The organism is Paraburkholderia sp. BR10936 (genome assembly GCF_040965735.1).
Lineage (GTDB): Bacteria > Pseudomonadota > Gammaproteobacteria > Burkholderiales > Burkholderiaceae > Paraburkholderia > Paraburkholderia nodosa_A.
On record NZ_JBFRCM010000001.1, the window covers coordinates 450,865 to 472,805 of the forward strand.

The 21,941-nt window shown below is 67.3% G+C and carries 18 protein-coding genes; 14 read left to right on the plus strand and 4 right to left on the minus strand.

Annotated elements, in window-relative coordinates; genetic code table 11:
* Positions 1-26: 26 nt before the first annotated feature.
* A complete protein-coding gene (icd, locus tag AB4Y36_RS02140) occupies positions 27-1,283 on the minus strand; it encodes an NADP-dependent isocitrate dehydrogenase (RefSeq protein ID WP_069262766.1) in 1,257 nt (418 codons plus the stop codon).
* A 343-nt stretch (positions 1,284-1,626) separates the two neighbouring features.
* Here icd and AB4Y36_RS02145 point away from each other — a divergent pair, with 343 nt between their 5' ends.
* From AB4Y36_RS02145 to AB4Y36_RS02195, 11 genes are all read left to right on the plus strand, one after another.
* Positions 1,627-2,208 carry a pseudouridine synthase gene (locus AB4Y36_RS02145; RefSeq protein WP_342948499.1) on the plus strand — a complete coding sequence of 194 codons (582 nt, stop codon included), beginning with the start codon at positions 1,627-1,629 and terminating at the stop codon, positions 2,206-2,208.
* A 344-nt stretch (positions 2,209-2,552) separates the two neighbouring features.
* Complete coding sequence (locus AB4Y36_RS02150; RefSeq protein WP_028213393.1) at positions 2,553-2,753, plus strand: hypothetical protein; 201 nt, start codon at positions 2,553-2,555, stop codon at positions 2,751-2,753.
* 233 nt (positions 2,754-2,986) lie between these two features.
* Positions 2,987-3,505 carry a DUF192 domain-containing protein gene (locus tag AB4Y36_RS02155; protein ID WP_368604047.1) on the plus strand — a complete coding sequence of 173 codons (519 nt, stop codon included), beginning with the start codon at positions 2,987-2,989 and terminating at the stop codon, positions 3,503-3,505.
* A 312-nt stretch (positions 3,506-3,817) separates the two neighbouring features.
* Positions 3,818-5,926: an elongation factor G gene (gene fusA, locus AB4Y36_RS02160; protein WP_342948498.1), complete on the plus strand. Its 2,109-nt coding sequence runs from the start codon at positions 3,818-3,820 to the stop codon at positions 5,924-5,926.
* Between the two features lie 140 nt (positions 5,927-6,066).
* Positions 6,067-6,573 (plus strand): cupin domain-containing protein, encoded by a 507-nt coding sequence (locus tag AB4Y36_RS02165; RefSeq protein WP_368604048.1) that lies wholly within the window; start codon positions 6,067-6,069, stop codon positions 6,571-6,573.
* Positions 6,574-6,621: 48 nt separating this feature from the next.
* Complete coding sequence (locus tag AB4Y36_RS02170; protein ID WP_069262770.1) at positions 6,622-7,638, plus strand: HoxN/HupN/NixA family nickel/cobalt transporter; 1,017 nt, start codon at positions 6,622-6,624, stop codon at positions 7,636-7,638.
* Positions 7,639-7,879: 241 nt separating this feature from the next.
* On the plus strand, positions 7,880-9,556 hold the full coding sequence (locus AB4Y36_RS02175) for an ABC transporter substrate-binding protein (RefSeq protein ID WP_368682196.1): 1,677 nt from the start codon (positions 7,880-7,882) through the stop codon (positions 9,554-9,556).
* 32 nt (positions 9,557-9,588) lie between these two features.
* Entirely contained in the window at positions 9,589-10,611 is a 1,023-nt protein-coding gene (locus tag AB4Y36_RS02180) for an ABC transporter permease (protein WP_069262772.1), read from the plus strand.
* Entirely contained in the window at positions 10,608-11,501 is an 894-nt protein-coding gene (locus AB4Y36_RS02185) for an ABC transporter permease (RefSeq protein ID WP_368604051.1), read from the plus strand. The genes AB4Y36_RS02180 and AB4Y36_RS02185 overlap by 4 nt, the downstream gene beginning before the upstream one ends.
* A complete protein-coding gene (locus AB4Y36_RS02190; protein ID WP_368682197.1) occupies positions 11,498-13,594 on the plus strand; it encodes a dipeptide ABC transporter ATP-binding protein in 2,097 nt (698 codons plus the stop codon). The genes AB4Y36_RS02185 and AB4Y36_RS02190 overlap by 4 nt, the downstream gene beginning before the upstream one ends.
* 542 nt (positions 13,595-14,136) lie before the next feature.
* Positions 14,137-14,988, plus strand: coding sequence for a hypothetical protein (locus AB4Y36_RS02195; RefSeq protein WP_368682198.1), 852 nt, complete (start codon positions 14,137-14,139; stop codon positions 14,986-14,988).
* 237 nt (positions 14,989-15,225) lie between these two features.
* On the opposite strand, the gene AB4Y36_RS02200 is transcribed toward AB4Y36_RS02195, so the two are convergent.
* Positions 15,226-16,071 carry an aldo/keto reductase gene (locus tag AB4Y36_RS02200; protein WP_368682199.1) on the minus strand — a complete coding sequence of 282 codons (846 nt, stop codon included), beginning with the start codon at positions 16,069-16,071 and terminating at the stop codon, positions 15,226-15,228.
* 158 nt (positions 16,072-16,229) lie between these two features.
* On the opposite strand from AB4Y36_RS02200, the gene AB4Y36_RS02205 reads away from it, so the two are divergent.
* Positions 16,230-16,976 carry a GntR family transcriptional regulator gene (locus AB4Y36_RS02205; RefSeq protein WP_368604054.1) on the plus strand — a complete coding sequence of 249 codons (747 nt, stop codon included), beginning with the start codon at positions 16,230-16,232 and terminating at the stop codon, positions 16,974-16,976.
* 21 nt (positions 16,977-16,997) lie between these two features.
* Here the strand turns inward: AB4Y36_RS02205 and AB4Y36_RS02210 are convergent, their stop codons facing one another.
* Positions 16,998-18,425 carry a CoA transferase gene (locus AB4Y36_RS02210; protein WP_368682200.1) on the minus strand — a complete coding sequence of 476 codons (1,428 nt, stop codon included), beginning with the start codon at positions 18,423-18,425 and terminating at the stop codon, positions 16,998-17,000.
* 144 nt (positions 18,426-18,569) lie between these two features.
* On the opposite strand from AB4Y36_RS02210, the gene AB4Y36_RS02215 reads away from it, so the two are divergent.
* Positions 18,570-19,820, plus strand: a complete 1,251-nt coding sequence (locus AB4Y36_RS02215) for a citrate synthase family protein (protein WP_069262779.1) — start codon at positions 18,570-18,572, stop codon at positions 19,818-19,820.
* A 24-nt stretch (positions 19,821-19,844) separates the two neighbouring features.
* Here the strand turns inward: AB4Y36_RS02215 and AB4Y36_RS02220 are convergent, their stop codons facing one another.
* Positions 19,845-20,225 (minus strand): DUF2917 domain-containing protein, encoded by a 381-nt coding sequence (locus tag AB4Y36_RS02220; RefSeq protein ID WP_342948487.1) that lies wholly within the window; start codon positions 20,223-20,225, stop codon positions 19,845-19,847.
* A 226-nt stretch (positions 20,226-20,451) separates the two neighbouring features.
* Between AB4Y36_RS02220 and AB4Y36_RS02225 the strand changes: the two genes are divergently transcribed.
* Positions 20,452-21,903 carry a PLP-dependent aminotransferase family protein gene (locus tag AB4Y36_RS02225; RefSeq protein WP_368682201.1) on the plus strand — a complete coding sequence of 484 codons (1,452 nt, stop codon included), beginning with the start codon at positions 20,452-20,454 and terminating at the stop codon, positions 21,901-21,903.
* Positions 21,904-21,941: the final 38 nt, after the last annotated feature.

A 21,941-nucleotide genomic window follows, 5' to 3' on the forward strand; every position in this document is an offset into this window, starting at 1 on the left:
TGGGACAGCGATGAACCGTCTTGCGCCTACATATTCTCGATCATCACCTGCCCGAAGCCAGAGCACGACACCTGCGTCGCCCCTTCCATCAAACGCGCAAAGTCATAGGTCACGCGCTTTTGCAGAATCGACTTCTCCATCGAAGCAATGATGAGGTTGGCCGCTTCGAACCAGCCGAGATGACGCAGCATCATTTCCGCCGAGAGAATTTCGGAACCCGGATTCACATAGTCCTTGCCCGCATACTTGGGGGCCGTGCCGTGCGTCGCCTCGAACATCGCCACGGAGTCCGAAAGATTCGCACCCGGGGCGATACCGATGCCGCCCACCTGGGCCGCCAGTGCGTCGGAAATGTAGTCGCCGTTCAGGTTCAGCGTGGCGATCACGTCGTATTCGGCCGGGCGCAGCAGGATCTGCTGCAGGAAAGCATCGGCGATCACGTCCTTGACCACGATGTCGCCGCCCGTCTTCGGATTCTTGATCTTCATCCACGGGCCGCCGTCTATCAGTTCCGCTGCGAACTCCTTCTGCGCGAGCGCATAGCCGTAGTCGCGGAACGCGCCTTCGGTGTACTTCATGATGTTGCCCTTGTGCACGAGCGTGACCGAGCGGCGCTCGTTGTCGATCGCATACTGGATCGCCTTGCGCACGAGACGCTCCGTGCCCTCGCGCGACACCGGCTTGACGCCGACGCCGGAACTGTCCGGGAAGCGGATCTTCGCCACGCCCATCTCTTCGCGCAGGAACTTGATGAGCTTCTTCGCGCCTTCGGACTCCGCGGGCCATTCGATGCCCGCATAGATGTCCTCCGAGTTCTCGCGGAAGATGACCATGTTGACCTTCTCCGGCGCGCGCACCGGCGAGGGCACGCCCTTGAAGTACTGCACGGGTCGCAGGCACACGTACAGATCGAGCTGCTGGCGCAGCGCGACGTTGAGCGAGCGGATGCCACCCCCCACCGGCGTCGTGAGCGGCCCCTTGATCGACACCACGTATTCCTTCACGACGTCGAGCGTTTCTTCGGGCAGCCACACGTCGGGACCGTAGACGCGGGTCGCCTTCTCGCCCGCGTAGATTTCCATCCAGTGAATCTTGCGCTTGCCGCCGTAGGCCTTTTCGACTGCCGCATCGACCACCTTCAGCATGACCGGCGTAATGTCCACGCCCGTGCCATCGCCTTCGATGTACGGGATGATCGGCTGGTCCGAGACGTTGAGCGAGAAGTCCGGATTGACGGTGATCTTTTCACCGCCGGTCGGAACCACGATGTGCTGATACGGCATGATCGACTCCAGTAAGGGCAAGGCTGTTGTAGCGGGTGTGACGCGCGCTCGGCGGCTCGCGGCGGCGGCGAAGCCTGTTCGCCCGGCGAGAGCGGGCGGCTTGCCTTGGTGGCGCGAACAGCCCGTCGGCGTGAGGATCTGGCGGCTATTCTAGCCCACGCCTCGCGCATGCGTGGCGCGCCCTTCACACGAACGCCGGCGCAAGGCAAGCCGCTTGCGCCCCGATGGGTGATCGGTTCCGCTCGTGTCTTATATCTTATATAAGACATAGCAAACCGCTTAACGTAATATGCATTAAGATCTCGGCGCCAGCCCGTCATCTATTCGTCCCCGTCGCCCTGTCATGCGTTTAATCGCCCTCAATAAACCGTTCGGCACCATCTGTCAGTTTTCGCCGCACGAAACACGTCAGTCTCTCGCAGACTGGGTGAAGGTACCGGGCGTCTATCCCGCTGGCCGGCTCGACTCCGATAGCGAAGGTCTCCTGCTGCTCACCGACGACGGCGCCTTGCAAGCGCGCATTGCCGAACCGAAACGCAAGCTCGTGAAGCGCTATTGGGCACAAGTGGAAGGCGAACCCGATGCGGGTGCGCTTGCCGCACTCGAACGCGGCGTCGATCTCGGTGACTTCGTGACACAGCCGTGTCGAACAAGAATCATTGTTGAGCCCGACAATCTCTGGTCGCGTAATCCGCCGATTCGCTATCGCGCGTCGATACCCACCACGTGGGTCGAGATTGCGATCAGCGAAGGCAAGAACCGGCAGGTGCGACGCATGACCGCGGCAGTGGGCTATCCAACGTTGCGGCTAGTACGCGTCGCGATCGGCGCGCTCGATATTTTTTCGCTTGGCCTCGCTCCCGGCGAAAGCATCGACGTGCCCACCAATGCACCCTGGCAAAACACCCCTCACAAACACAAGTGATTGTTGTGCAAGCACTTTTCGCGTGCTGCTCATTTTTTTTCGAATGACGCGGCACGTCCCGCGCCTTTCTGTTGCGTCTCGTTACGAAGCAAATGAAAAGTTTGCGTCAACCGTCTCGCGAGACCATGCGTTATTCGACGCAGATGCCGCCAGAAGCTATCCGGCATTCAGCCTTCAGGGTCCTCGCAGCAATGTGCGGTCCCGACCGCTGGCAGACGCAAAAATCAAATTCACGCGAATTTGTCGAAAGCGACTGTCAACCGAAAGGTGGATGGCACGTTTACCGACCTGACTCCAAAAACCGGGTCACTTGGTTAATTAACTCAAGCTTGAGGATTCACAACATGAACAAACTGATCGCTGCTCTGGTCGCTGGTCTCTTCGCATCGGCTGCATTCGCACAAGCTTCGGCTCCGGAAGCTGCTTCGGCTGCTCCGGCTGCTGCTGCTTCGGCTGCTCACAAGTCGTCGCACAAGAAGGCCCACAAGAAGTCGTCGCACAAGAAGGCAGCGAAGGCTGAAGCCGCTTCGGCAGCTTCGGAGTAAGCTTGTTGTAAGACGCATGAAGAAGCGGCACGCGTTGCCGTTCTTCAGCGCGACGAAAGGCAGAGCGCTGCAAGGCGTTCTGCCTTTTTGTTTGGCTGCCTGTTTTTTTAGCCAGTTTTTCGTCACGCACGCTCGCCGTATCACGTCGATGACGTGAACCGCGCCGCGCATTTTGACCCGCTCTGACCTGGTCGCGTAACATGCGCGGATTAACCTACAGCAAGGAGTCTCTCGTGCGATTTTCCCTGCGCTCGTTCTTCGTGCGCTGCGCGCTTGTCGTCGCATTGCCATTGGCCGCTTTCGCGGCGCTCATGTTCACCGCGACAGCCACGTCGAGCATCGCGCAGGCGCAGCAGATGCCGCCGGGCGCCAGGCAGCCGGGCGAATTTCCGCGCGTGAAGCTCACGGCAGGCATGTTCGTGATCGACGCAGCGGTCGCCGCCAACGACGCGGACCGTGAACAAGGCCTCATGTACCGTTCGCAGCTCGGGCCCAATGAAGGCATGCTGTTCGTGTTCGGCGAAAACGCCGTGCACTGCTTCTGGATGAAGAACACGCTGATCCCGCTGTCGATCGCGTTCATTCGCGCCGACGGTACGATCACCGACATCGACGAGATGCAGGCCGAAACGACCAACAACCACTGCCCGCGCAACAACGGCGTCTTCGCGCTCGAAATGCCGAAGGGCTGGTTCACGGCGAAGGGCATCAAGCCCGGCATGAAGATTCAGGGACTGCCGCCGCTGCAGTAAGCGCGCGTTGTCCCAGCGCGCGCCATTCGCGCGCTGCGCGAAAAGCGCAAGCCGGCCCCGCACGTACGCGGCGCCGGCTTTTTTTGCGCCCGCCTGCCCGCCGGCGCACCGACTGGCGCCGCTGCGCAGCGCTGTCGCCGCTTCCCGCGCCGCGGCATACGCCCTGCAAAACCGGCGCGCAAGCGCTATCCTATAAATCCCCCGCATGACGCGTGCCACCAGGGCGCGCTCATGCGGCGCATCGGGCCGCGCGCTGGCCGCGCCGCGTGCCGCCCGGCAGCTTCCATGGCGCGTCATTCCAAGGAGATCACCGTGCCTCGCAAGACCCCCATCGAGCGCTATCGCAACATCGGGATCAGCGCTCACATCGACGCCGGCAAAACCACGACGACCGAGCGCATCCTTTTCTACACCGGCGTGAATCACAAGCTCGGCGAGGTTCACGACGGCGCGGCGACCATGGACTGGATGGAGCAGGAACAGGAACGCGGCATCACGATCACCTCGGCCGCGACCACTGCGTTCTGGAAGGGCATGGCCGGCAATTACCCCGAACACCGCATCAACATCATCGACACCCCGGGGCACGTGGACTTCACGATCGAGGTCGAGCGCTCCATGCGCGTGCTCGACGGCGCGTGCATGGTGTACGACTCCGTGGGCGGCGTGCAGCCGCAGTCGGAAACCGTGTGGCGTCAGGCGAACAAGTACAAGGTGCCGCGCATCGCGTTCGTCAACAAGATGGACCGCGTGGGTGCGGACTTCTTCCGCGTGCAGCGGCAGATCGGCGAGCGCCTGAAGGGCGTGGCCGTGCCTATCCAGATTCCGGTGGGCGCGGAAGATCACTTCCAGGGCGTGGTCGATCTCGTGAAGATGAAGGCGATCGTCTGGGACGACGAGAGCCAGGGTGTGAAGTTCGAGTACGAGGACATTCCCGCGAATCTCGTCGAGCTCGCGCACGAGTGGCGCGAGAAGATGGTCGAAGCCGCCGCCGAAGCCGACGAAACGCTGCTCGAAAAGTACCTTCACGATCACGAAAGCCTGACCGAAGAGGAAATCAAGGGCGGCCTGCGCAAGCGCACGATCGCCAACGAGATCGTGCCGATGCTCTGTGGCAGCGCGTTCAAGAACAAGGGCGTGCAGGCCATGCTCGACGCCGTGATCGACTACCTGCCCTCGCCGGTGGACGTGCCCGCGATTCTCGGCCACGACCTCCACGACAAGGAGATCGAGCGCCACCCGAGCGATGACGAGCCGTTCTCCGCACTCGCCTTCAAGATCATGACCGACCCGTTCGTCGGCCAGCTGATCTTCTTCCGCGTCTATTCGGGCGTGGTGAATTCGGGCGATACGGTGCTCAACGCGACCAAGGACAAGAAGGAGCGCCTGGGCCGCATCCTGCAGATGCACGCGAACGAACGCAAGGAAATCAAGGAGGTGCGGGCGGGCGATATCGCCGCGGCCGTGGGCCTGAAGGAAGCGACGACGGGCGACACGCTCTGCGATCCGGCGCATGCCATCGTGCTCGAACGGATGATCTTCCCCGAGCCGGTGATCTCGCAGGCCGTCGAGCCGAAGACCAAGGCCGACCAGGAAAAGATGGGCATCGCGCTCAATCGCCTCGCGCAGGAAGACCCGTCGTTCCGCGTGCAGACCGACGAAGAGTCCGGCCAGACCATCATCTCGGGCATGGGCGAGCTGCACCTCGAAATTCTCGTCGACCGCATGAAACGCGAGTTCGGCGTGGAGGCGACCGTCGGCAAGCCGCAGGTCGCGTATCGCGAGACCGTGAAGAACAAGGTCGAAGATGTGGAAGGCAAGTTCGTCAAGCAGTCGGGCGGGCGCGGCCAGTATGGTCATGCCGTCATCACGCTCGAACCGCAGACGCCCGGCAAGGGCTACGAGTTCGTCGACGCGATCAAGGGCGGCGTGATTCCGCGCGAGTTCATCCCGGCGGTCGACAAGGGCATTCAGGAAACGCTCAAGGCAGGCGTGCTCGCGGGCTACCCGGTGGTCGACACGAAGGTCACGCTCACGTTCGGCTCGTACCACGACGTGGACTCGAACGAAAACGCCTTCCGCATGGCCGGCTCGATGGCCTTCAAGGAAGCGATGCGCAAGGCGAAGCCGATCCTGCTCGAACCGATGATGGCTGTGGAAGTGGAGACGCCCGAGGACTTCATGGGCAACGTGATGGGCGACCTGTCGAGCCGTCGCGGCATCGTGCAGGGCATGGAGGACATCGCGGGCGGCGGCGGCAAGATCGTGCGCGCCGAAGTGCCGCTCTCGGAGATGTTCGGCTACTCCACGTCGCTGCGCTCGCTCACGCAAGGCCGCGCCACCTACACGATGGAGTTCAAGCACTACGCAGAAACCCCGCAGAACGTGGCCGAAGCGGTCATCAACGCGAAGAAGACGTAAAGCCGGCGACGTGCAGGCGTTGCTGTGCACACGAAAGCCCGTCCCCTGCGGACGGGCTTTTTTGCTTGCGCGCGGCGCAATTTTGACCATGCCACAATGCGGCGATGACGCTGCGCCGCCACAGTCAAGGAGACACGACGATGAGTCACGAACACGACCATGAACACCCCCACGACGACGCGCCGATCGACTGGCGCGAAAACGGCGTCAAAGTGATACGCGGCGACCAGCTCGACACGAACACGGCGCAAACGCCCGGCATGAACCGCGCGGCCGCGATCAATGCGGCGCGCGTGGGCGCGCAGAAGATCTGGGCGGGCACGGTGACGATCCATCCGAACGCGAAGACCGGCGCGCATCATCACGGCGCGCTGGAAAGCGTGATCTACGTCGTGCGCGGTCACGCGCGCATGCGCTGGGGCGAACATCTGGAGTTCACGGCCGAGGCGGGCCCGGGCGACTTCATCTTCGTGCCGCCCTACGTCCCGCACCAGGAGATCAACGCCAGCACCGACGATCCGCTCGAATGCGTGCTCGTGCGCAGCGACAACGAGGCCGTGGTGGTGAACCTGAACATCGACGCCGTCGAAGCGCCGGAAACCGTGTACTGGGTCGATCCCATCCACCGTCATCCGCACGACCATTGAGCGCGCGGCAGCCCGTTCCGCCTACCACGACGCAATGATCCACTGACGATGCCCGCCGCCTCGCTCCGCGCCCGCCTGATTCCGCTCTATGCCGCGCTCATCGCCGCCAACCTCGGCGCGTGGGCGTGGGCGCTGATCGCGTTTCGCCACTATCCGCTGCTGCTCGGCACGGCGCTGCTCGCCTACGGCTTCGGCCTGCGTCACGCGGTGGACGCCGACCACATCGCCGCCATCGACGCCGTCACGCGCAAGCTCATGCAGCAGGGCCAGCGCCCGCTCGGCGTGGGACTCGCGTTCTCGCTCGGCCATTCGACGGTCGTGATCGTCGCCACGCTCGGCATCGCGCTCACGGCGCTCTCGCTGCATGGCCGCTTCGAGCAGTTCCACGAGATCGGCTCGATCATCGGCACGCTCGTTTCGTCGACGTTCCTGCTCGTACTCGCGGGTGTGAACCTCGTGATCCTGCGCGACGTGTGGATGCGTTACCGCCGCGCGCAGCAAGGCGACGACGCAGCGCTCGCCGCCGCCTCGAATACACCCGCGCCAGCCGGCCTCTTCTCGCGCGCGCTCAGGCCGCTCTTTGCGCTCGTCACGAAAAGCTGGCATCTGTACCCCGTGGGCGTGCTGTTCGGCCTCGGCTTCGACACGGCCACCGAAATCGGCCTGCTCGCCATCGCCGCCGCCGAAGCGGGCAAGGGCCTGCCGATCTATTCGATTCTCGTGTTCCCCGCGCTCTTCACGGCGGGCATGACGCTCGTCGATTCCACCGACAACGTGCTGATGGTCCACGCCTACGGCTGGGCGATGGACGATCCCAGGCGCAAGCTCTACTACAACGCGAGCATCACGTTCGTCTCGGCGCTCGTGGCGATCGTGATCGGCGGCGTGGAAGCCCTCGGGCTCATCGCCGACAAGCTCGGCGCGAGCGGCGGCGCGTGGACGCTCATCGCAGGTCTGAACGAGCGCTTCGGCGAACTGGGCTACGGCATCGTCGCGGCATTCATCGCCTGCTGGATCGGCTCGGTGCTGTTCCATCGCTGGCGCCGGCCCGCCGTGGCCCGCTAGGACACTCGCGCCCCTCTGACGACTGCACGGCGCGCCACGCGCGCGCAACCCCGCGAAACCCTACCCTTCGCCTCGTTTGCCGAAAGCGCGTAAACTAGGCCCTGCTATTGACGCCGATAGCCCCGTCAATCGTTTCACCTTGCTGCACCCATTCGTCGTCTGCCGTACCGCATCCCGCCGTCGCGCACGCCCCCGGGCCTCGCGCGCCCCCTGAACGGAAAACGCACGGAAACCCGCACCGATGAAACGACCGCAGTCCCGCCGTCCGCTCCTCCCCAGCCTCGAAGCGCTGCGCCCCCAGGCCGGCGATCACGGCAACCACGCACTCGACGAATTCGCTGCCGGCCGCCTCACGCGCCGCGAGCTGCTGCGCTATGCCAGCGCAGTAGGCCTCACGGCACTGCCCGGGTTTGCGGGACTCGCCGTGCCGCGCGGCGCGCATGCCCAGGGCGCGGCAAAGCCCGGCGAGCAGACGATCCGCGTGGCGCACCTGATGCCCGCGGGCGCGGTCGATCCGCTCACCGTGACCGATGCGGGCGCGCTGTGTCTCCTGAACCAGACCGGCGAATTCCTCGCCAACGACGACGCGCAAGGCCATTTGCAACCCGCCCTCGCGCTCTCCTGGCAAGCCAACGCCAAAGCAGACGTCTGGACGTTCAAGCTGCGCCCCAACGTGAAATTCCACGACGGCCAGCCGTTCGGCGCGAAGGACGTGGTGGCGACCTTCGATCGCCTCGCCGACCCCGCAAGCGGCTCGGCGGCGCTCTCGGTGCTCAAGGGCGTGCTCTCGAAAGGCGGCACGAAGGCCGTCGACGATCACACGGTCGAGTTCCACCTCGACGCGCCCAACGGCAACTTCGCCTACTACGTTTCTTCGGACAACTACAACGCCGTGATGCTGCCCGCCAACTATGCGGGCAATTACGAAAAGAGCTTTATCGGCACCGGGCCGTTCAAGCTCGACAAATTCGAAGCGCGGCGCGGCGTGAGCTTCGTGCGCAATCCCGACTATTGGGGCGACAAGGCGCTGCCCGCGCGCGTGGAGTTCGCCTTCTACGCCGACGAGCAGGCGCAGTTGCTCGCGCTGCAAGGCCACCAGGCCGACGTGATGGGCACCTTCACCGTGCAGGGCGGCATCGGCATCCTGAACAATCCCGACTTCAAGGTGATCGGCGTGCGCTCGAGCGCGCATCGCCAGATCCACATGCGCAACGACTCGCCCACGTTCAAGGACAAGCGCGTACGCCAGGCGCTCGCGCTTGCGCTCGATCGCGACGTGCTCGTGCGCGGGCTGTTCAAGGGCCGCGCCGTGGTGGGCAACGACAGCCCGTTCGCGCCCATCTTCCCGTCCACGGCGACCGACGTGCCCCAGCGCAAGATCGACGTCGCGAAGGCACGCCAGTTGCTCGCGCAGGCGGGCGTGCCCAACGGCTTCGACGTGACGCTCACCACCGAGAAGTACATGGAGATATCGGACCTCGCCGTGGTCGTGCAGAACGCGGCGAAGGCGGTCGGCATCCGCATCGCGCTCAAGGTGGAAAGCCAGTCGCAGTACTACGGCGCGGGCACGTTCGGCAAATCGGACTGGGTCGACTCGCCGCTCGGCATTACCGACTATGGGCACCGCGGCGTGCCGAACGTGTTTCTCAACGCGCCACTCACCTCGGGCGGCACGTGGAATGCTGCGCACTTTCGCAATGCGCAGTACGACAAGCTGGTCGCGCAGTTCGCGGCGACGCTCGACGTAGCGTCCCAGAAGCAGGTGGCGAGGCAGATTCAGACGCTGCTGCTCGACGAGACGCCCGTGATCATCCCGTACTTCTACGACCAGTTGATCGCACAGCGCGCCGTGCTTTCGGGTGTGCGCTTCACGGCGCTCGCCCAGCTCTATTTCGACCGCGCGACGCTCGCCGCCTGAACCGGCCCAAGCGCACCCGAAACGGAGGTCCGATGGCTACTCCGCTCCCGCCCATATCGAATCCGGCCGGCACCGCGCGCGCATTCGCCCCACGCGCGGGCGTCGCACGCTTTCTCGGCCGGCGCGCCGCCTGGGCGATCTTCACGCTCTGGCTGCTCTCGGTACTCGTGTTCGCGGGCGGCCAGCTGCTGCCCGGCGATATCGGCCGCGCCGTGCTGGGCCCGCTCGCCGACGCGCGCGCCGTGGCCGCCCTCAATCACGAACTGGGCGCGGACCGGCCGGTGCTCGACCAGTACGTTTCGTGGATAACGCATGCGCTGCGCGGCGACTTCGGCATGTCGTGGAGCTACAAGCAGCCCGTCGCGCCGTTCGTGGGCGACGCGCTCCTGCAGTCGGCCAGGCTCGGCCTGCTCGCATTCGTGGTGGTGGTGCCGCTCGGCATTGCGGGCGGCGTATGGGCGGCGCTCCACGAAGGCCGCCTGATCGACCGCGCGATCAGCACGGGCGGCCTGTGCGCGAGCGCGGTGCCGGAATTCGTCTCGTCGATCGTGCTGATCCTCATCTTCGGCGTGTGGCTGCGCTGGCTGCCTATCGAGGCCACCGCGCCCAGCGGCGCGGGCGCGCTCGAACAATTGCGGCACCTCGTGCTGCCCGTGCTGCCGCTCGTGCTCGTGTTCTTCGGCTATCTCGCACGCATCGCGCGTGCGGGCACGATCACGGCGCTCGATGCCGACTACACGCGCACCGCGATTCTCAAGGGGCTGCCGAGCCACGTCGTGATCGTGCGGCACGTGCTGCGCAATGCGCTGCTGCCCAGCGTGACGGTGGCGGCCACGCAGCTCGGCTATCTGATTGGCGGGCTCGTTGTGGTCGAATCGCTGTTCCGCTATCCTGGCGTAGGCTCCCTCATCTTCAACGCCGCGAAGGCCAAGGACTTCCCGTTGCTCGAAGCGGGCGTGCTTGCGGTGGGCGCGGTCTATACACTCGCCAATCTCGCCGCCGACGCCCTGCACGCATTGCTCGACCCGCGCCTGCGCGCGCCGGGAGGCACATGAACGATACGGCATCCGAAGCAATTCTCCCGGGCGGCGAACCGGGCGAAGAAGCGCTCGCCGACACGCGTCTGCGCGACACGCTGCATCTGCTGCTGCGCTCGCCCTCGTTCGTCGCGGGTGCGCTGATCCTCTTATGGTGGATCGTCTGCGCACTCGCGGGCCAGTGGTTCGCGCCGCACGACGCCTACGCGTCCGATCCGCTCAGCTCGCTCCTGCCGCCGGACCATACGCACTGGTGCGGCACCGACCAGCTCGGCCGCGAGATCTGCTCGCGCGTGATCGTGGGCGCGCGCGACATCCTCACGATCGCGCCGCTCGCCACGCTCGTCGGCACGCTCGCGGGCGCGGCGCTCGGGCTGATCACGGGCTATTTCGAAGGCGCAGTCGGCACGCTCGTCGCGCGCACGCTCGACGCCGTGCTCGCGCTGCCGCTCGTGATCGTCGCGCTGCTCGTGCTCGCGGCCGTGGGCGCCTCGAATCTCGCCGTGGTGCTCGTGATCGGCATCACGTTTGCGCCGCTCATCGCGCGCACGGTGCGCGCGGCGGTGCTCGCCGAGCGCCATCTCGACTACGTGGCGGCGGCTCGCCTGCGCGGCGCGAGCGCGTTCGCCGTGATGTTCACGGAGATTCTGCCCAACGTCTGGCCGCCCATCGTCGTCGAGGCGACGGTACGCCTCGGCTATGCGATCTTCGCGGTGGCGACGCTCTCGTTCCTCGGCTTCGGCATCCAGCCGCCGTCCGCCGACTGGGGGCTCGCGCTCGCCGAGTCGTACACGCTGCTCGCGGGCGGCGCATGGTGGACCGTGGCGTTCGACGCGCTCGCCATCGCCTCGCTCGTGGTGGCCGTGAACCTGATCGCCGACAGCCTGCGCGAGGTACTCCAATCGTGAACCGCCCCGCTTCTTCACGCCCCGCTCTCGCCACCTTCAGCGCGCCGCGCGACGACGACGCGCTCGCGCTCGTCGGCCTCACCGTCGCTTACCGCGTGCGCGGGCGCGACCGCGACGTGCTCACCGACGTCTCGCTGCGCATCCGGCGCGGCGAAGCGTATGGGCTCGTCGGCGAATCGGGCTGCGGCAAGTCGACGGTCGCGCTCGCCGCGCTGCGCTATCTCCCGCGCAACGGCCGCGTGAAGGCCGGGCGCATCGCGATCGCGGGCGACGACGTGCTCGCGCTCGACGCCGACGGCCTGCGCGCGCTGCGCGCCAACGCCGTTTCGATGGTCTATCAGGACCCCGCCAGCGCACTCAATCCCACGCTCACGATTGCCCGCCAGCTGAACGAAGCGTTCGAAGCCGCGGGCGCCGACGCGAGCGTGGCCCGCTCGCGCTCGCACGCGATGCTCGAACGTGTGCGCATTGCCGATCCGGGCCGCGTGCTGGCGAGCTATCCGCATCAGCTCTCGGGCGGCATGCAGCAGCGCGTGGTGATCGCGATGGCGCTCGCGTCGAACCCGGCGCTCCTGATCCTCGACGAACCGACCACGGGCCTCGACGCCACCGTCGAGGCCGAGGTGCTCGACCTCATCGCGAAGCTGCGTGCGGAACTGGGCATGGCGGTGCTGCTCATCAGCCACGACCTCGCGGTGATCGGGCGCATGTGCGAACGCGTGGGCGTGCTCTACGCGGGGCGGCTCGTCGAGGAAGGCGCGACGCGCGACGTGTTCGAGCGCGCGCGGCATCCGTACACGGTCGGCCTGCTGCGCTGCCTGCCGGCGCAGGGCCGCAACAAGCATGCGGGCGCGCTCGACACGATACCGGGCGAGTTGCCGGCGCCTGGCGTGAACTCGCCCGGCTGCATCTACGCACCGCGCTGTCGCCTCGCCGACGCGCGTTGCCGCGTGGAAGCGCCGCCGCCGCATCGCATGGCCTCGCCGCACGGCGAACAGATGTCGCGCTGCCACTATCACGAACGCGCGATCGACTTGCCGTTCGGGAATCTGATCGGAGGCGGCGACGGTTCGCAGACTTCGAGCGGTGGTCCGTCGAATGGCGAAGACGAACCGCGCGTCGTATTGCGCGCGCTCGACGTCTCGCGCACCTTCGGACACGGCGCGCAAGCCGTGCGCGCACTCGACGGCGTATCGATCGAGCTGCATGCGGGCGAGACGCTCGGCGTCGTGGGCGAATCGGGCAGCGGCAAGACGACGCTCGCGCGCATGCTGCTCGGCCTGCATGCGCCCGACGCGGGCGGCGCCGTCGAACTCGACGGCAAGCGCCTGCACGCCCACGTCGCGCGGCGTCGCGCCGACGAGCGCGCGGCGCTGCGCGTCGTGTTCCAGCATCCGGACGCCTCGCTCAATCGCGCGCTGCCCGTGAAACGGCTGATCGAGCGCGCGCTGTCCCGGCCGCGCGACGACACGCCGGCAGTTCACCAGGCCTCAGACGAATCGCGCATCGCGGGACTGCTCGAGGCCGTACGCGTACCGGCACGCTATCTCGTGGCACGCGCGCGGCAACTCTCGGGCGGGCTCAAGCAGCGTGTAGCGATCGCCCAAGCGTTCGCGGGCGAGCCGCGCATCGTGATCTGCGACGAGCCCACCTCGGCGCTCGACGTCTCCGTGCAGGCCGCGATTCTCAACCTGCTCGCACGCCTGCAGCGCGAACGCGGCGTGAGCTACCTGTTCATTTCGCACGACCTGGATGTCGTGCGCTATCTCGCCGATCGCATCGTCGTGCTCTATGCGGGCCGCGTCGTGGAAAGCGGTCCGGCCGGCGCGGTGTTCGACGGCCCGTGGCATCCGTATACAGAAACGCTGCTGGCCGCGCGTGCGCTCGGTGCAGCAACGGCCAACGGCGCGGACGCCGCGGGGCGCGGCTGCATTTTCAGCGCGCACTGCCCGCGCAAGCTCGGCGCCATTTGCGACGAAGCGCCTCCACCGCTCGCCGACGCGGGTGGCGGCCATCGCATTCTCTGCCACATTCCCGTAGACGAATTGCGCGCGCAACAGAGCGCCACCGCGGCCACACAAGCGGCGACCTGACGGCGCGATAGTGCGCATATCGCATCCGGCTTCGTTGCGCTGTCCGCTTTCGCAACGCGATTCGCGCCATGCAGCGAGCGCGTTTCATCGTCGTAACGTTTTCCGCGTTTTTTCTGCCACGCGGGCGACACATCAATTGTCAAGTCCACCCCACACGCCTCTCCCCGGCCGATGGCACAAAACTGGCTATATCGGCACCAGGCATCCGGCCGCTGCAATCCAGTGCAATCCGCCCCGACACGCGCGGGGCGTCGCACCGGGCGGACGGATGACCGGCTGCTCGACGCGCTTGTAATCTGCCGTCCCACGCCAATGGGTCCCGACAATCCACAAGCAGTCCTGTGCAAACCGGTCATCCTGCGCACGGCCTGACCGGGTGCCTTTTGGTTGGCGAGTACCGCTCCAGCCGGATGAACCCAATACGCCGGCGCGAAGTGGGTTGCGAGCCTGACGGAGTCGGCGCACGCGCACGAGGCGTGCGGCCTGCGCGGGGGCATGGGAGACGACAGCGCATCACGCTGCCGCCTTGCGGGGAGAACAAGATGAAAAAGATCAACATTCATCAGTACTGCGATTGGATAAGCCGGGGAGCTGGCATGTGCGCGGTGGGCGCGGGGGTTTTATTTGCCGTGATCTCTGCGCACGCTGCAGGCGATGCCATCAATCCCGTGATCCTGCTCGCCGACGCACCTTTGCCGGCGAGCGGGGCCGAGGGCTTCGGGGCTTTCGGCGCACCGGTTGCTGCCGATTCGCCTGCTGCCAGCATCTCGTCGAAAACTGATTCGGAGTCCGATTCGGCTGCGCTGGCGAGCGACGTCTCCACGGTATTCGCGCCGAACGATTGCATTAGCCGGACGGGCAGCGCATGTTTCCGGGGCAACGGCGGCGGCCGTGGCGGCCCGGGTTCATCGAGCGGCAGCAACGGCGGCAGCGGCGGCGGTGCGGGCGCCGCGACGGCCAGCACGGGAGGGCTTGGCCGCAGCGGCAGCTCTAGCGTCGGAGGGACGGGACCGAGCGGTTCGGGAGGCGGTTCCAGCAACTCCGGCGGCGGGAAAGGCGGCAGTGGGAAAGGCGGCGGGGGAAGCAACGGCGGTAGCAACAGCGGTAGCAGTAACAGCGGCGGCGGTAATAACGGCGGTGGCAACAACGGTGGCGGAAGCAGCGGCGGTAGTAACAGCAGCGGCAGTTCAGGCGGCTGTGGCTGCGGCAGCCACGGCGGATCGGCTAGCGGCCCTTCGGGCGGCCCAGCAGGCGGATTCGGCGGCGGCTTTGGCGGGGGTTTCGGCGGATTCGGCGGTGGCTTCGGAGGTGGATTCGGCAAAGGTGGACCGTCGGGCGGCCCGGGCGGCGGGTACGGCGGCGGACACGGTGGCGGCCATGGCAGCGGTCATTGAACCTGTACGGCGGTGCAGGCAGACCGCCGCAGCCACTCCGATCTGGCGCGACGGCCAGGCGCGCCAGTCCTGGCGTCGGCGGCGGCGTCCCGGTCCCCCGGCCGGGCACCGCCGCCGTGGGCCGGTAGCCGGATGCGCGATGCGCGTGGCGTTCCCGGGCGGCCACACCGGCTGTCTGCTCGCCATACGCCGATGCCTGGTATGACCGCGCATGCAAACGCCTACCCCATTCGCGCCCTACAGCATCTCGAGCGGACGCTTGCTGCGCGGCGGCTTGAAATACGCGTCGAGCGCCGCGTGCTCTTGCTCGCCGAGTACGAGATCGAGCGCCGCGCGGTTGTCGCGCACGTGCTCGACGCGCCCCGCCTTCGGAATCGCACAGACCCCGCTTTGACCCAGCACCCACGCCATCGCCACGCGATAGACCGACACCCCGTGTGCGTGAGCGATATCGTCGAGCGGCGAGCGCCTCGGCAAGCGCGCGTGATCGACGGGGCTATACGCCATCACCGGCATGCGATGCGCGGCGCTCCACGGCAGCAGGTCGAATTCCGCGCCGCGCCGCGCGATGTTGTAGAGAATCTGGTTGGTCGCGCACGCGTCGCCGCCGGGCTTAGCGAACAGCTCATCCATGTCGTCGGTGTCGAAGTTGCTCACGCCCCAGTGACGGATCTTGCCCGCGCGCACGAGCGCTTCGAACCCTTCGACCGTCTCTTCGAGCGGCACCCCGCCGCGCCAGTGCAGCAGATAGAGATCGAGCCGGTCGGTGCCGAGACGTTTCAGGCTCGCCTCGCACGCGCGCGCGACGCCGCTGCGGCTCGCGTTGTGCGGATACACCTTGCTCACGAGAAACACCTCGTCGCGCAGGCCCTGCAAAGCCTCGCCGACGAGGCGCTCGGTCGCGCCGTCGCCGTACATCTCGGCGGTGTCGATGAGCGTCATGCCGAGCGCCACGCCTTCGCGCAGCGCGGCGATTTCCGCCGCGCGCTGCGCGCTGCGCTCGCCCATTTCCCACGTGCCCTGCCCCAGCTTCGGAATGCGTTCGCCGTCCGGCAATGCGACGCTTGCGATATCGGTCGTCATGATCTCCCTTTGCGCGCTGCAACGGCGCCCACTGGCAAAGAACGGCCAGTGTATCGCCTCGCGCGCAATGCGGTCATACGCACTCTCGCAAGCCGTTCATTTCCGCGATTGCGCATCGATGACATAAAATTGCCGTTCGCCTTTCATGCCTGCCTCCCATGAACGCACCCACGGAAGACCGCTGGCGCGACCTGCGCCCGGACCCGGACAACGACACGCCGCTCTATCTGCAGCTCGCGCGCAAGCTGAGCCTCGCGATCCACGACAATCGCTGGAACGCGGGCGAAGCCCTGCCTTCGGAGCGCGTACTCGCGGAGTCGCTCGGCGTTTCGCGCATCACGGCGCGCAAGGCGATCGCGCTGCTCGTCGAGCAGGGCCTGATTCGCCGCACGCAAGGCGCGGGCAGCTTCATCACGCCGCGCATCGAAGACCCGCTCTCGCGCCTCACGAGCTTCAGCGAGATGCTGCGCCAGCGCGGCTTCACGCCGAGTTCGCGCTGGCTCTCGCGCGAAATCCAGCCCGCAAGCCGCGATGAAGTGATCCAGCTCGGGCTCTCGCCGGCGGCGGCCGTCACGCGCCTGAAGCGCCTGCGTCTGGCCGACGGCATCGTCATGGCCGTCGAAAACTCCACCTTTCCCGCCGCGCTGATTCCCGACCCGAACGCGATCGGCGATTCGCTCTATAGCTTTCTCGAACAGCGCGGGCTTTCGATCGTGCGCGCGCTGCAACACTTTCGCGCCGTGAACGCGAGCGACGAGATCGCGCGGCAGATGAGCATCGCGCCCAACGAGGCGCTGCTGCTCATCACGCGCGTGGGCTATACGGCCGATCAGCGCGCCATCGAACTCACCGATACCTACTGCCGCAACGATTATTACGATTTCGTCGCGGAACTGCGCAAGTAGCGCGCGAAAACGCGACAGCACCTAGTCGTTCCAGACCGGCGCATCGCTGCCGATCGGCACCGGCGGCCGCGCATGAAACGCAGGCGTGAGTTCGAGCCGCTCGACGGGCGCCACCGCGCGCACGCGCCCGAACGGCGAGTCCATTTCCTCCAGGCAATCGGCGAGATCGGGGGCGCCCACCTCGGGTGCCTGCTGGCCGTCTTCGAGCGTGCCCATCGTCTGCAGCCAGCGGCCCGTTTGCGCGAGCGAAAGACGAACGTGCCAGCTGCCGCCTTCGCGCACGCGCCGCGCGAGCGCCACCATCGCGCCGAACGCGGCGAGATAGCCCGTGGCGTGATCGAGCGCCTGGCACGGCAACGGGCGGGCCGTGGTGAATGGCTGCGCGCCGGCTGCGCCGTTGCCGTGTTTTGCCGCGGCGACGCTCTCGGCCCACACGATGCCGCTCGCCGACTGCACGAGGCTGTCGAAGCCGCGCCGCTTGCGCCACGGCCCGCGATGCCCATACGCGCCGATCGACACGCACACGATGCCGGGCCGCACCTGCGCGAGCGCTTCGGGCGCGAAGCCGCGCGCGGCGAGCGAGCCCGGCCGGTACCCTTGCACGAACACATCGGCGTCGCGCGCGAGTGCGCGTAACTGCTCGCACGCGGCTGCGTCACGCAGGTCGAGCAAGGCGGAGCGCTTGCTGCGGCCGTTGTCGATCACGAGCGGCGCGATGTTCGGCAGATGAGGGCCGTTGATGAGCAGCACGTCCGCGCCATGCTGTCCGAGCGTGCGCCCCGCCACCGGCCCCGCGATGATGCGCGTGAGGTCGAGCACGCGCACGCCTTCCAATGGACGCGCCCCGGCGCCCGCTCGCGGCGCCTCGGGAGGCGCGTCGCCGATGCGCTCGATCTCGAAGAGCGGCAGGCTCGCCACCGCCTTCGCCTGCTCGTGCGCGGCCCATTCGCGCGGTGCGCGCACGAGCGCGGCGCACAGGCCCGCTTGCGCGAGCGCGTCGTCGAGCGCCGCGCCCTCCCAGCCAAGAATTGCGCGCGCGACGGCGTCGCGGTGGTCCGCGCATTGGAGCACGCGCAGGATGCCCGCGAGGTGATGCGGGAAGTTCGCGTGCAGCTGGATCCAGCGGCCGTCACCGGTCGGGAAATGGCCCGTCACCGGATGGCGCAGCTCCGCGGGCGGCTTCCCGTCCACGCTCAAATAGCGCTCGCTGCGAAACGCGGCGAGCGCGCGGCGCACGTCGATCGCGACGCGCTGCATCCGGCCCGTGCGCAGCGCGTGCAGTTGCGCGGCCGCGAGCCCCGCCGCGCCGATGCTCGCCGCCGCGAGCGTGCCCACGCGAAAAATCGACGGCAAGCCGGGATCGACGCCTTCCATGTCGAGCCAGTCGAGCGCGGACGGGTCGCAGGCTGCCAGCATCCAGAGGTGTTCGAGCGCGTCGCGTGGCGTCATGGCGTGCAGTCCTTTTGTGAGGGAAGCGAGGAGAAAATGAGCCAAAGTGATGTCACGCATCGTCGCGCCGCTCGAATCCCGGATCAATCTTGATTATGATGATCAACATAGATTGATTTCTCCGGTTCCAGGAGGCGAGCCACCATGTCCAGCTATATGACCGCGGAACAAGCCGCTATCGAACTCGGCATCAGCCGGGCCACGCTCTACGCCTATGTGAGCCGCGGACTCATCGCCTCGGCACCCTCGCCCCATGGCCGCCACAACCGCTACGACGCCGCCGAGGTGCGCCGCCTCGCGCGCCGCAAGGCCGATGGCAAGCGCGCGGGCAAGGTCGCGCAGAAGGTGCTCGACTGGGGCGTGCCCGTGCTCGAATCGTCGATCACGTTGATCGCCGACGGCAAGCTCTTTTATCGCGGCGAGGACGCCATCGCGCTCGCGCGTCAGGCCTCGCTCGAAGAGGTCGCGGCGCTGCTGTGGCAATGCGCGCCGCGCCGCGTGCTGCAGGCGCCCGAGGCGCCCATCGCGGCCGCGCAATGGTCCGCATGGCTGAAGATCTGGAGCGGGCACACACCGCTCGAACGCGCGCTCGTGCTGTTGCCCGCCGCCGCCGCGCAGATGCCGCGCATCTGGGCGCAAGGCCGCGACGCGCAAATCGACACCGCTGCGATGCTCATGCGCCTGCTCGCGGCGGCGCTCGTTTCCACCGCACCGTCGAACGAACCGCTGCACCGCCAGCTAGGCGAGGCGTGGGGCGTGCGCTCGCGCGCGCAAACCGACTTGCTGCGCGCAGCGCTCGTGCTGTGCGCGGACCACGAACTGAACGCCTCGACGTTCACGGTGCGCTGCATCACCTCCACCGGCACGCATCTGTTCGGCGCGGCAACGGGCGGCCTGGCCGCGCTGGCCGGGCCGCGCCACGGCGGCGAAACCACGCGCGTGGCTGCGCTGTTCGACGAAGCCGCGCGCGCCGACGACCTGCATCGCTATCTTGCCGACCGTCTCGCGCCCGACGAACTCGGCGCAGCCGTGCCGCTGTCCGGCTTCGGCCATCCGCTCTATCCCGATGGCGACCCGCGCGCGCGCCTCCTGCTGGACCTGCTCGCCCAACGCGCGCCGGCGCGCTCGCCGATGGACGAAGTCGACGCGCTCGCCCAGGCCGTGGCCGAGACGAGCGGCGCGCGGCCGACGCTCGACTACGCGCTCGCGGCCATCGAGCGCGTGCTGGGGCTGCCGCGCGGCGCGGCGTTCACGCTGTTCGCCGCGGGCCGCGTGACGGGCTGGATCGCGCATGCGCTCGAACAGACCGCCGACGGCAGGCTGATCCGTCCGCGCGCGCGCTACGTGGGGGAAATGGCAGGCGATACGACGCCTGCCGCCCGGCACATCGCGTAGGACGAGCAACGACGCCAACCCGGCTCAACCCGCCGCCCGGACGCCCCACTGCCCGCGCTGCACCCAGCCGCGCAACGCCTCGCCGATGCGCGCCGCGACACCGCTCGCACCCGCCGCGCGCACGCGTTCCATGTCGACCGGCGCCACCGTCCACGCCGGCGCAGCGGCGCTTGCGCCGCCCAGCGCCAGCACGAAACGCGCCCCTTCGCGGCCCGCGCTCACGTGCACGCGCACGCCCGCGGCCAGTCCGATCGACTCGCCGGCGCGCAGCCAGTAGTCGCCGGCGTCCCCCGCGATCGTGAGCCACAGTTCGCCCTCGCTCACATGCAATTGAATTGCCTCGCCGAGCCGCCAGGTTTCGACGGGCTCGCCATGTTCCAGTTCGAAGATTCGGATTTCGCGCATTGCCGTGCTCCTTGCAGACTGGCCGCCGAGTCACCCTCGGATGGCCGTGGGAAGGCTGGCTGACAAGGACTTGAAGCGCCTTCCCGGTAGGAGCATTATTGCGATCAGCGACGCACGATCCCATGTACAGTTCCGAACAGTTCATCTGGAACTGTGCAGCCAAAAAACCGAACAGTCACTGCCGTTTCAAACCGCAGCCTCAAGCGGCCTACCCAGCGAGACCCAGATGAAACTCGAACTCGACCGCGCGAGCGATGTGCCGCTCACCGACCAGATCGTCACCGGCGTGCAGACGTGGATCCGCTCGCGCGCGGCGCACCCGGGCTCGCGCCTCCCGTCGATCCGCCAGTTCGCCGCCGATTACGCCATCAGCCGCTTTCCCGTGATCGAGGCCTATGACCGGCTCGTCTCGCTCGGCTATCTGGACTCGCGCCACGGCTCGGGCTTTTACGTGAGCGAGCACGCGCGCGCGGGACTCTCCGGCATGGGCACCTGCGACCTCTCGAACGCCGCCGACGAATCGGGTCACCTGCTCAGCCAGCTCGAACGCGAGGGCGAGCTGCTGCAGCTCGACAGCGGCTCGATCCCGCAGGCGTGGCGCGACATCGACGCGCTCGGCCAGGCGATCCGCCATGTGTCGCGCAGCGACCCCGCGAGCCTCGTCGACTACGGCACGCCAACGGGCGACGCCACGCTGCGCGAGCATCTGCGCAACCGGCTCGCGCCGCTTGGCATCGTCGCCGAGACGCAGCAGATCCTCATTACCGAAGGCGCGAGCGAAGGCCTCGACCTGCTCATGCGCTACATGCTCAAGCCCGGCGACACGGTATTCGTCGAGGACCCAGGCTACTACAACCTGTACGGTCTGCTCAAGCTGCACGGGGTGCGCCTCGTGGGCATCCGCCGCACGGCGAGCGGACCCGACCTCGACCATTTGCACGCGATGCTCGCCGAGCACCATCCGCGCGCGTTCTTCGTCAACACGGTGTTCCACAACCCGACCGGCTCGACGATCTCGCCGCCTGTCGCGTTCCGCCTGCTGCAGCTCGCGCGCGAGCACCGCTTCACGATCGTCGAGGACGACATCTACGCCGACTTCCAGGCCGATCCCACCGACCGGCTCGCGGCGCTGGACCAGTTCGAGCACGTCGTGTACGTGGGCGGACTTTCGAAGACGCTCTCCTCGGCGCTGCGCGTGGGCTACGTGGTCGCGAACCCGGCGATCGTGCGCGATCTCGCGGCCATCAAGGCGCTCACCAGCATCAGCGGCTCGCGCTTCTCGCAGGCCGTGGCCGCCACGCTGCTCGAGCGCGGCGCGTATCGCAAATACCTCGAACGACTGCGCCGGCGCATCGCCGACGCGCAAGGATCGGCCACGCGCACGCTCGAAGCGCATGGGTGGGAGCTGTTCGGCAGCGCGGCGGCGTCGACCGCCGCGGCGAGCGCGGCGCGCGGCTATGCGCAAACGGGCGGTAAGTTCGTCTGGGCGCGCGTGCCGCACGTGGAGGATTCCACCCGCCTCGCTGCCTGCGGCGAGCCGCTCGGCGTGGCGGTCTCGCCGGGCAGCCACTTCCGCCCGCAAGGCGAGGCGAGCCCGTGGATTCGCATCAACGTGGCGCTCACGCTCGACCCGCGCGCCCAGGCTTTCTTCGCGGCGGCGGCGCGCCTCGACGGATAAACGCGCGAGGCGCCGCACGCCCCGGCGCCTTGGCCGCT

Excerpts from the sequence above, each read along its gene's own strand:
- AB4Y36_RS02145 (WP_342948499.1), top strand. The coding sequence starts at position 1,627 with ATGCGTTTAATCGCCCTCAATAAACCGTTCGGCACCATCTGTCAGTTT.
- AB4Y36_RS02225 (WP_368682201.1), top strand. The coding sequence starts at position 20,452 with ATGAAACTCGAACTCGACCGCGCGAGCGATGTGCCGCTCACCGACCAG.
- AB4Y36_RS02215 (WP_069262779.1), top strand. The coding sequence starts at position 18,570 with ATGTCCAGCTATATGACCGCGGAACAAGCCGCTATCGAACTCGGCATC.
- AB4Y36_RS02170 (WP_069262770.1), top strand. The coding sequence starts at position 6,622 with ATGCCCGCCGCCTCGCTCCGCGCCCGCCTGATTCCGCTCTATGCCGCG.
- AB4Y36_RS02175 (WP_368682196.1), top strand. The coding sequence starts at position 7,880 with ATGAAACGACCGCAGTCCCGCCGTCCGCTCCTCCCCAGCCTCGAAGCG.
- AB4Y36_RS02185 (WP_368604051.1), top strand. The coding sequence starts at position 10,608 with ATGAACGATACGGCATCCGAAGCAATTCTCCCGGGCGGCGAACCGGGC.
- AB4Y36_RS02205 (WP_368604054.1), top strand. The coding sequence starts at position 16,230 with ATGAACGCACCCACGGAAGACCGCTGGCGCGACCTGCGCCCGGACCCG.
- AB4Y36_RS02200 (WP_368682199.1), bottom strand. The coding sequence starts at position 16,071 with ATGACGACCGATATCGCAAGCGTCGCATTGCCGGACGGCGAACGCATT.
- AB4Y36_RS02165 (WP_368604048.1), top strand. The coding sequence starts at position 6,067 with ATGAGTCACGAACACGACCATGAACACCCCCACGACGACGCGCCGATC.
- AB4Y36_RS02150 (WP_028213393.1), top strand. The coding sequence starts at position 2,553 with ATGAACAAACTGATCGCTGCTCTGGTCGCTGGTCTCTTCGCATCGGCT.
- AB4Y36_RS02195 (WP_368682198.1), top strand. The coding sequence starts at position 14,137 with ATGAAAAAGATCAACATTCATCAGTACTGCGATTGGATAAGCCGGGGA.
- AB4Y36_RS02220 (WP_342948487.1), bottom strand. The coding sequence starts at position 20,225 with ATGCGCGAAATCCGAATCTTCGAACTGGAACATGGCGAGCCCGTCGAA.
- AB4Y36_RS02210 (WP_368682200.1), bottom strand. The coding sequence starts at position 18,425 with ATGACGCCACGCGACGCGCTCGAACACCTCTGGATGCTGGCAGCCTGC.
- icd (WP_069262766.1), bottom strand. The coding sequence starts at position 1,283 with ATGCCGTATCAGCACATCGTGGTTCCGACCGGCGGTGAAAAGATCACC.
- AB4Y36_RS02180 (WP_069262772.1), top strand. The coding sequence starts at position 9,589 with ATGGCTACTCCGCTCCCGCCCATATCGAATCCGGCCGGCACCGCGCGC.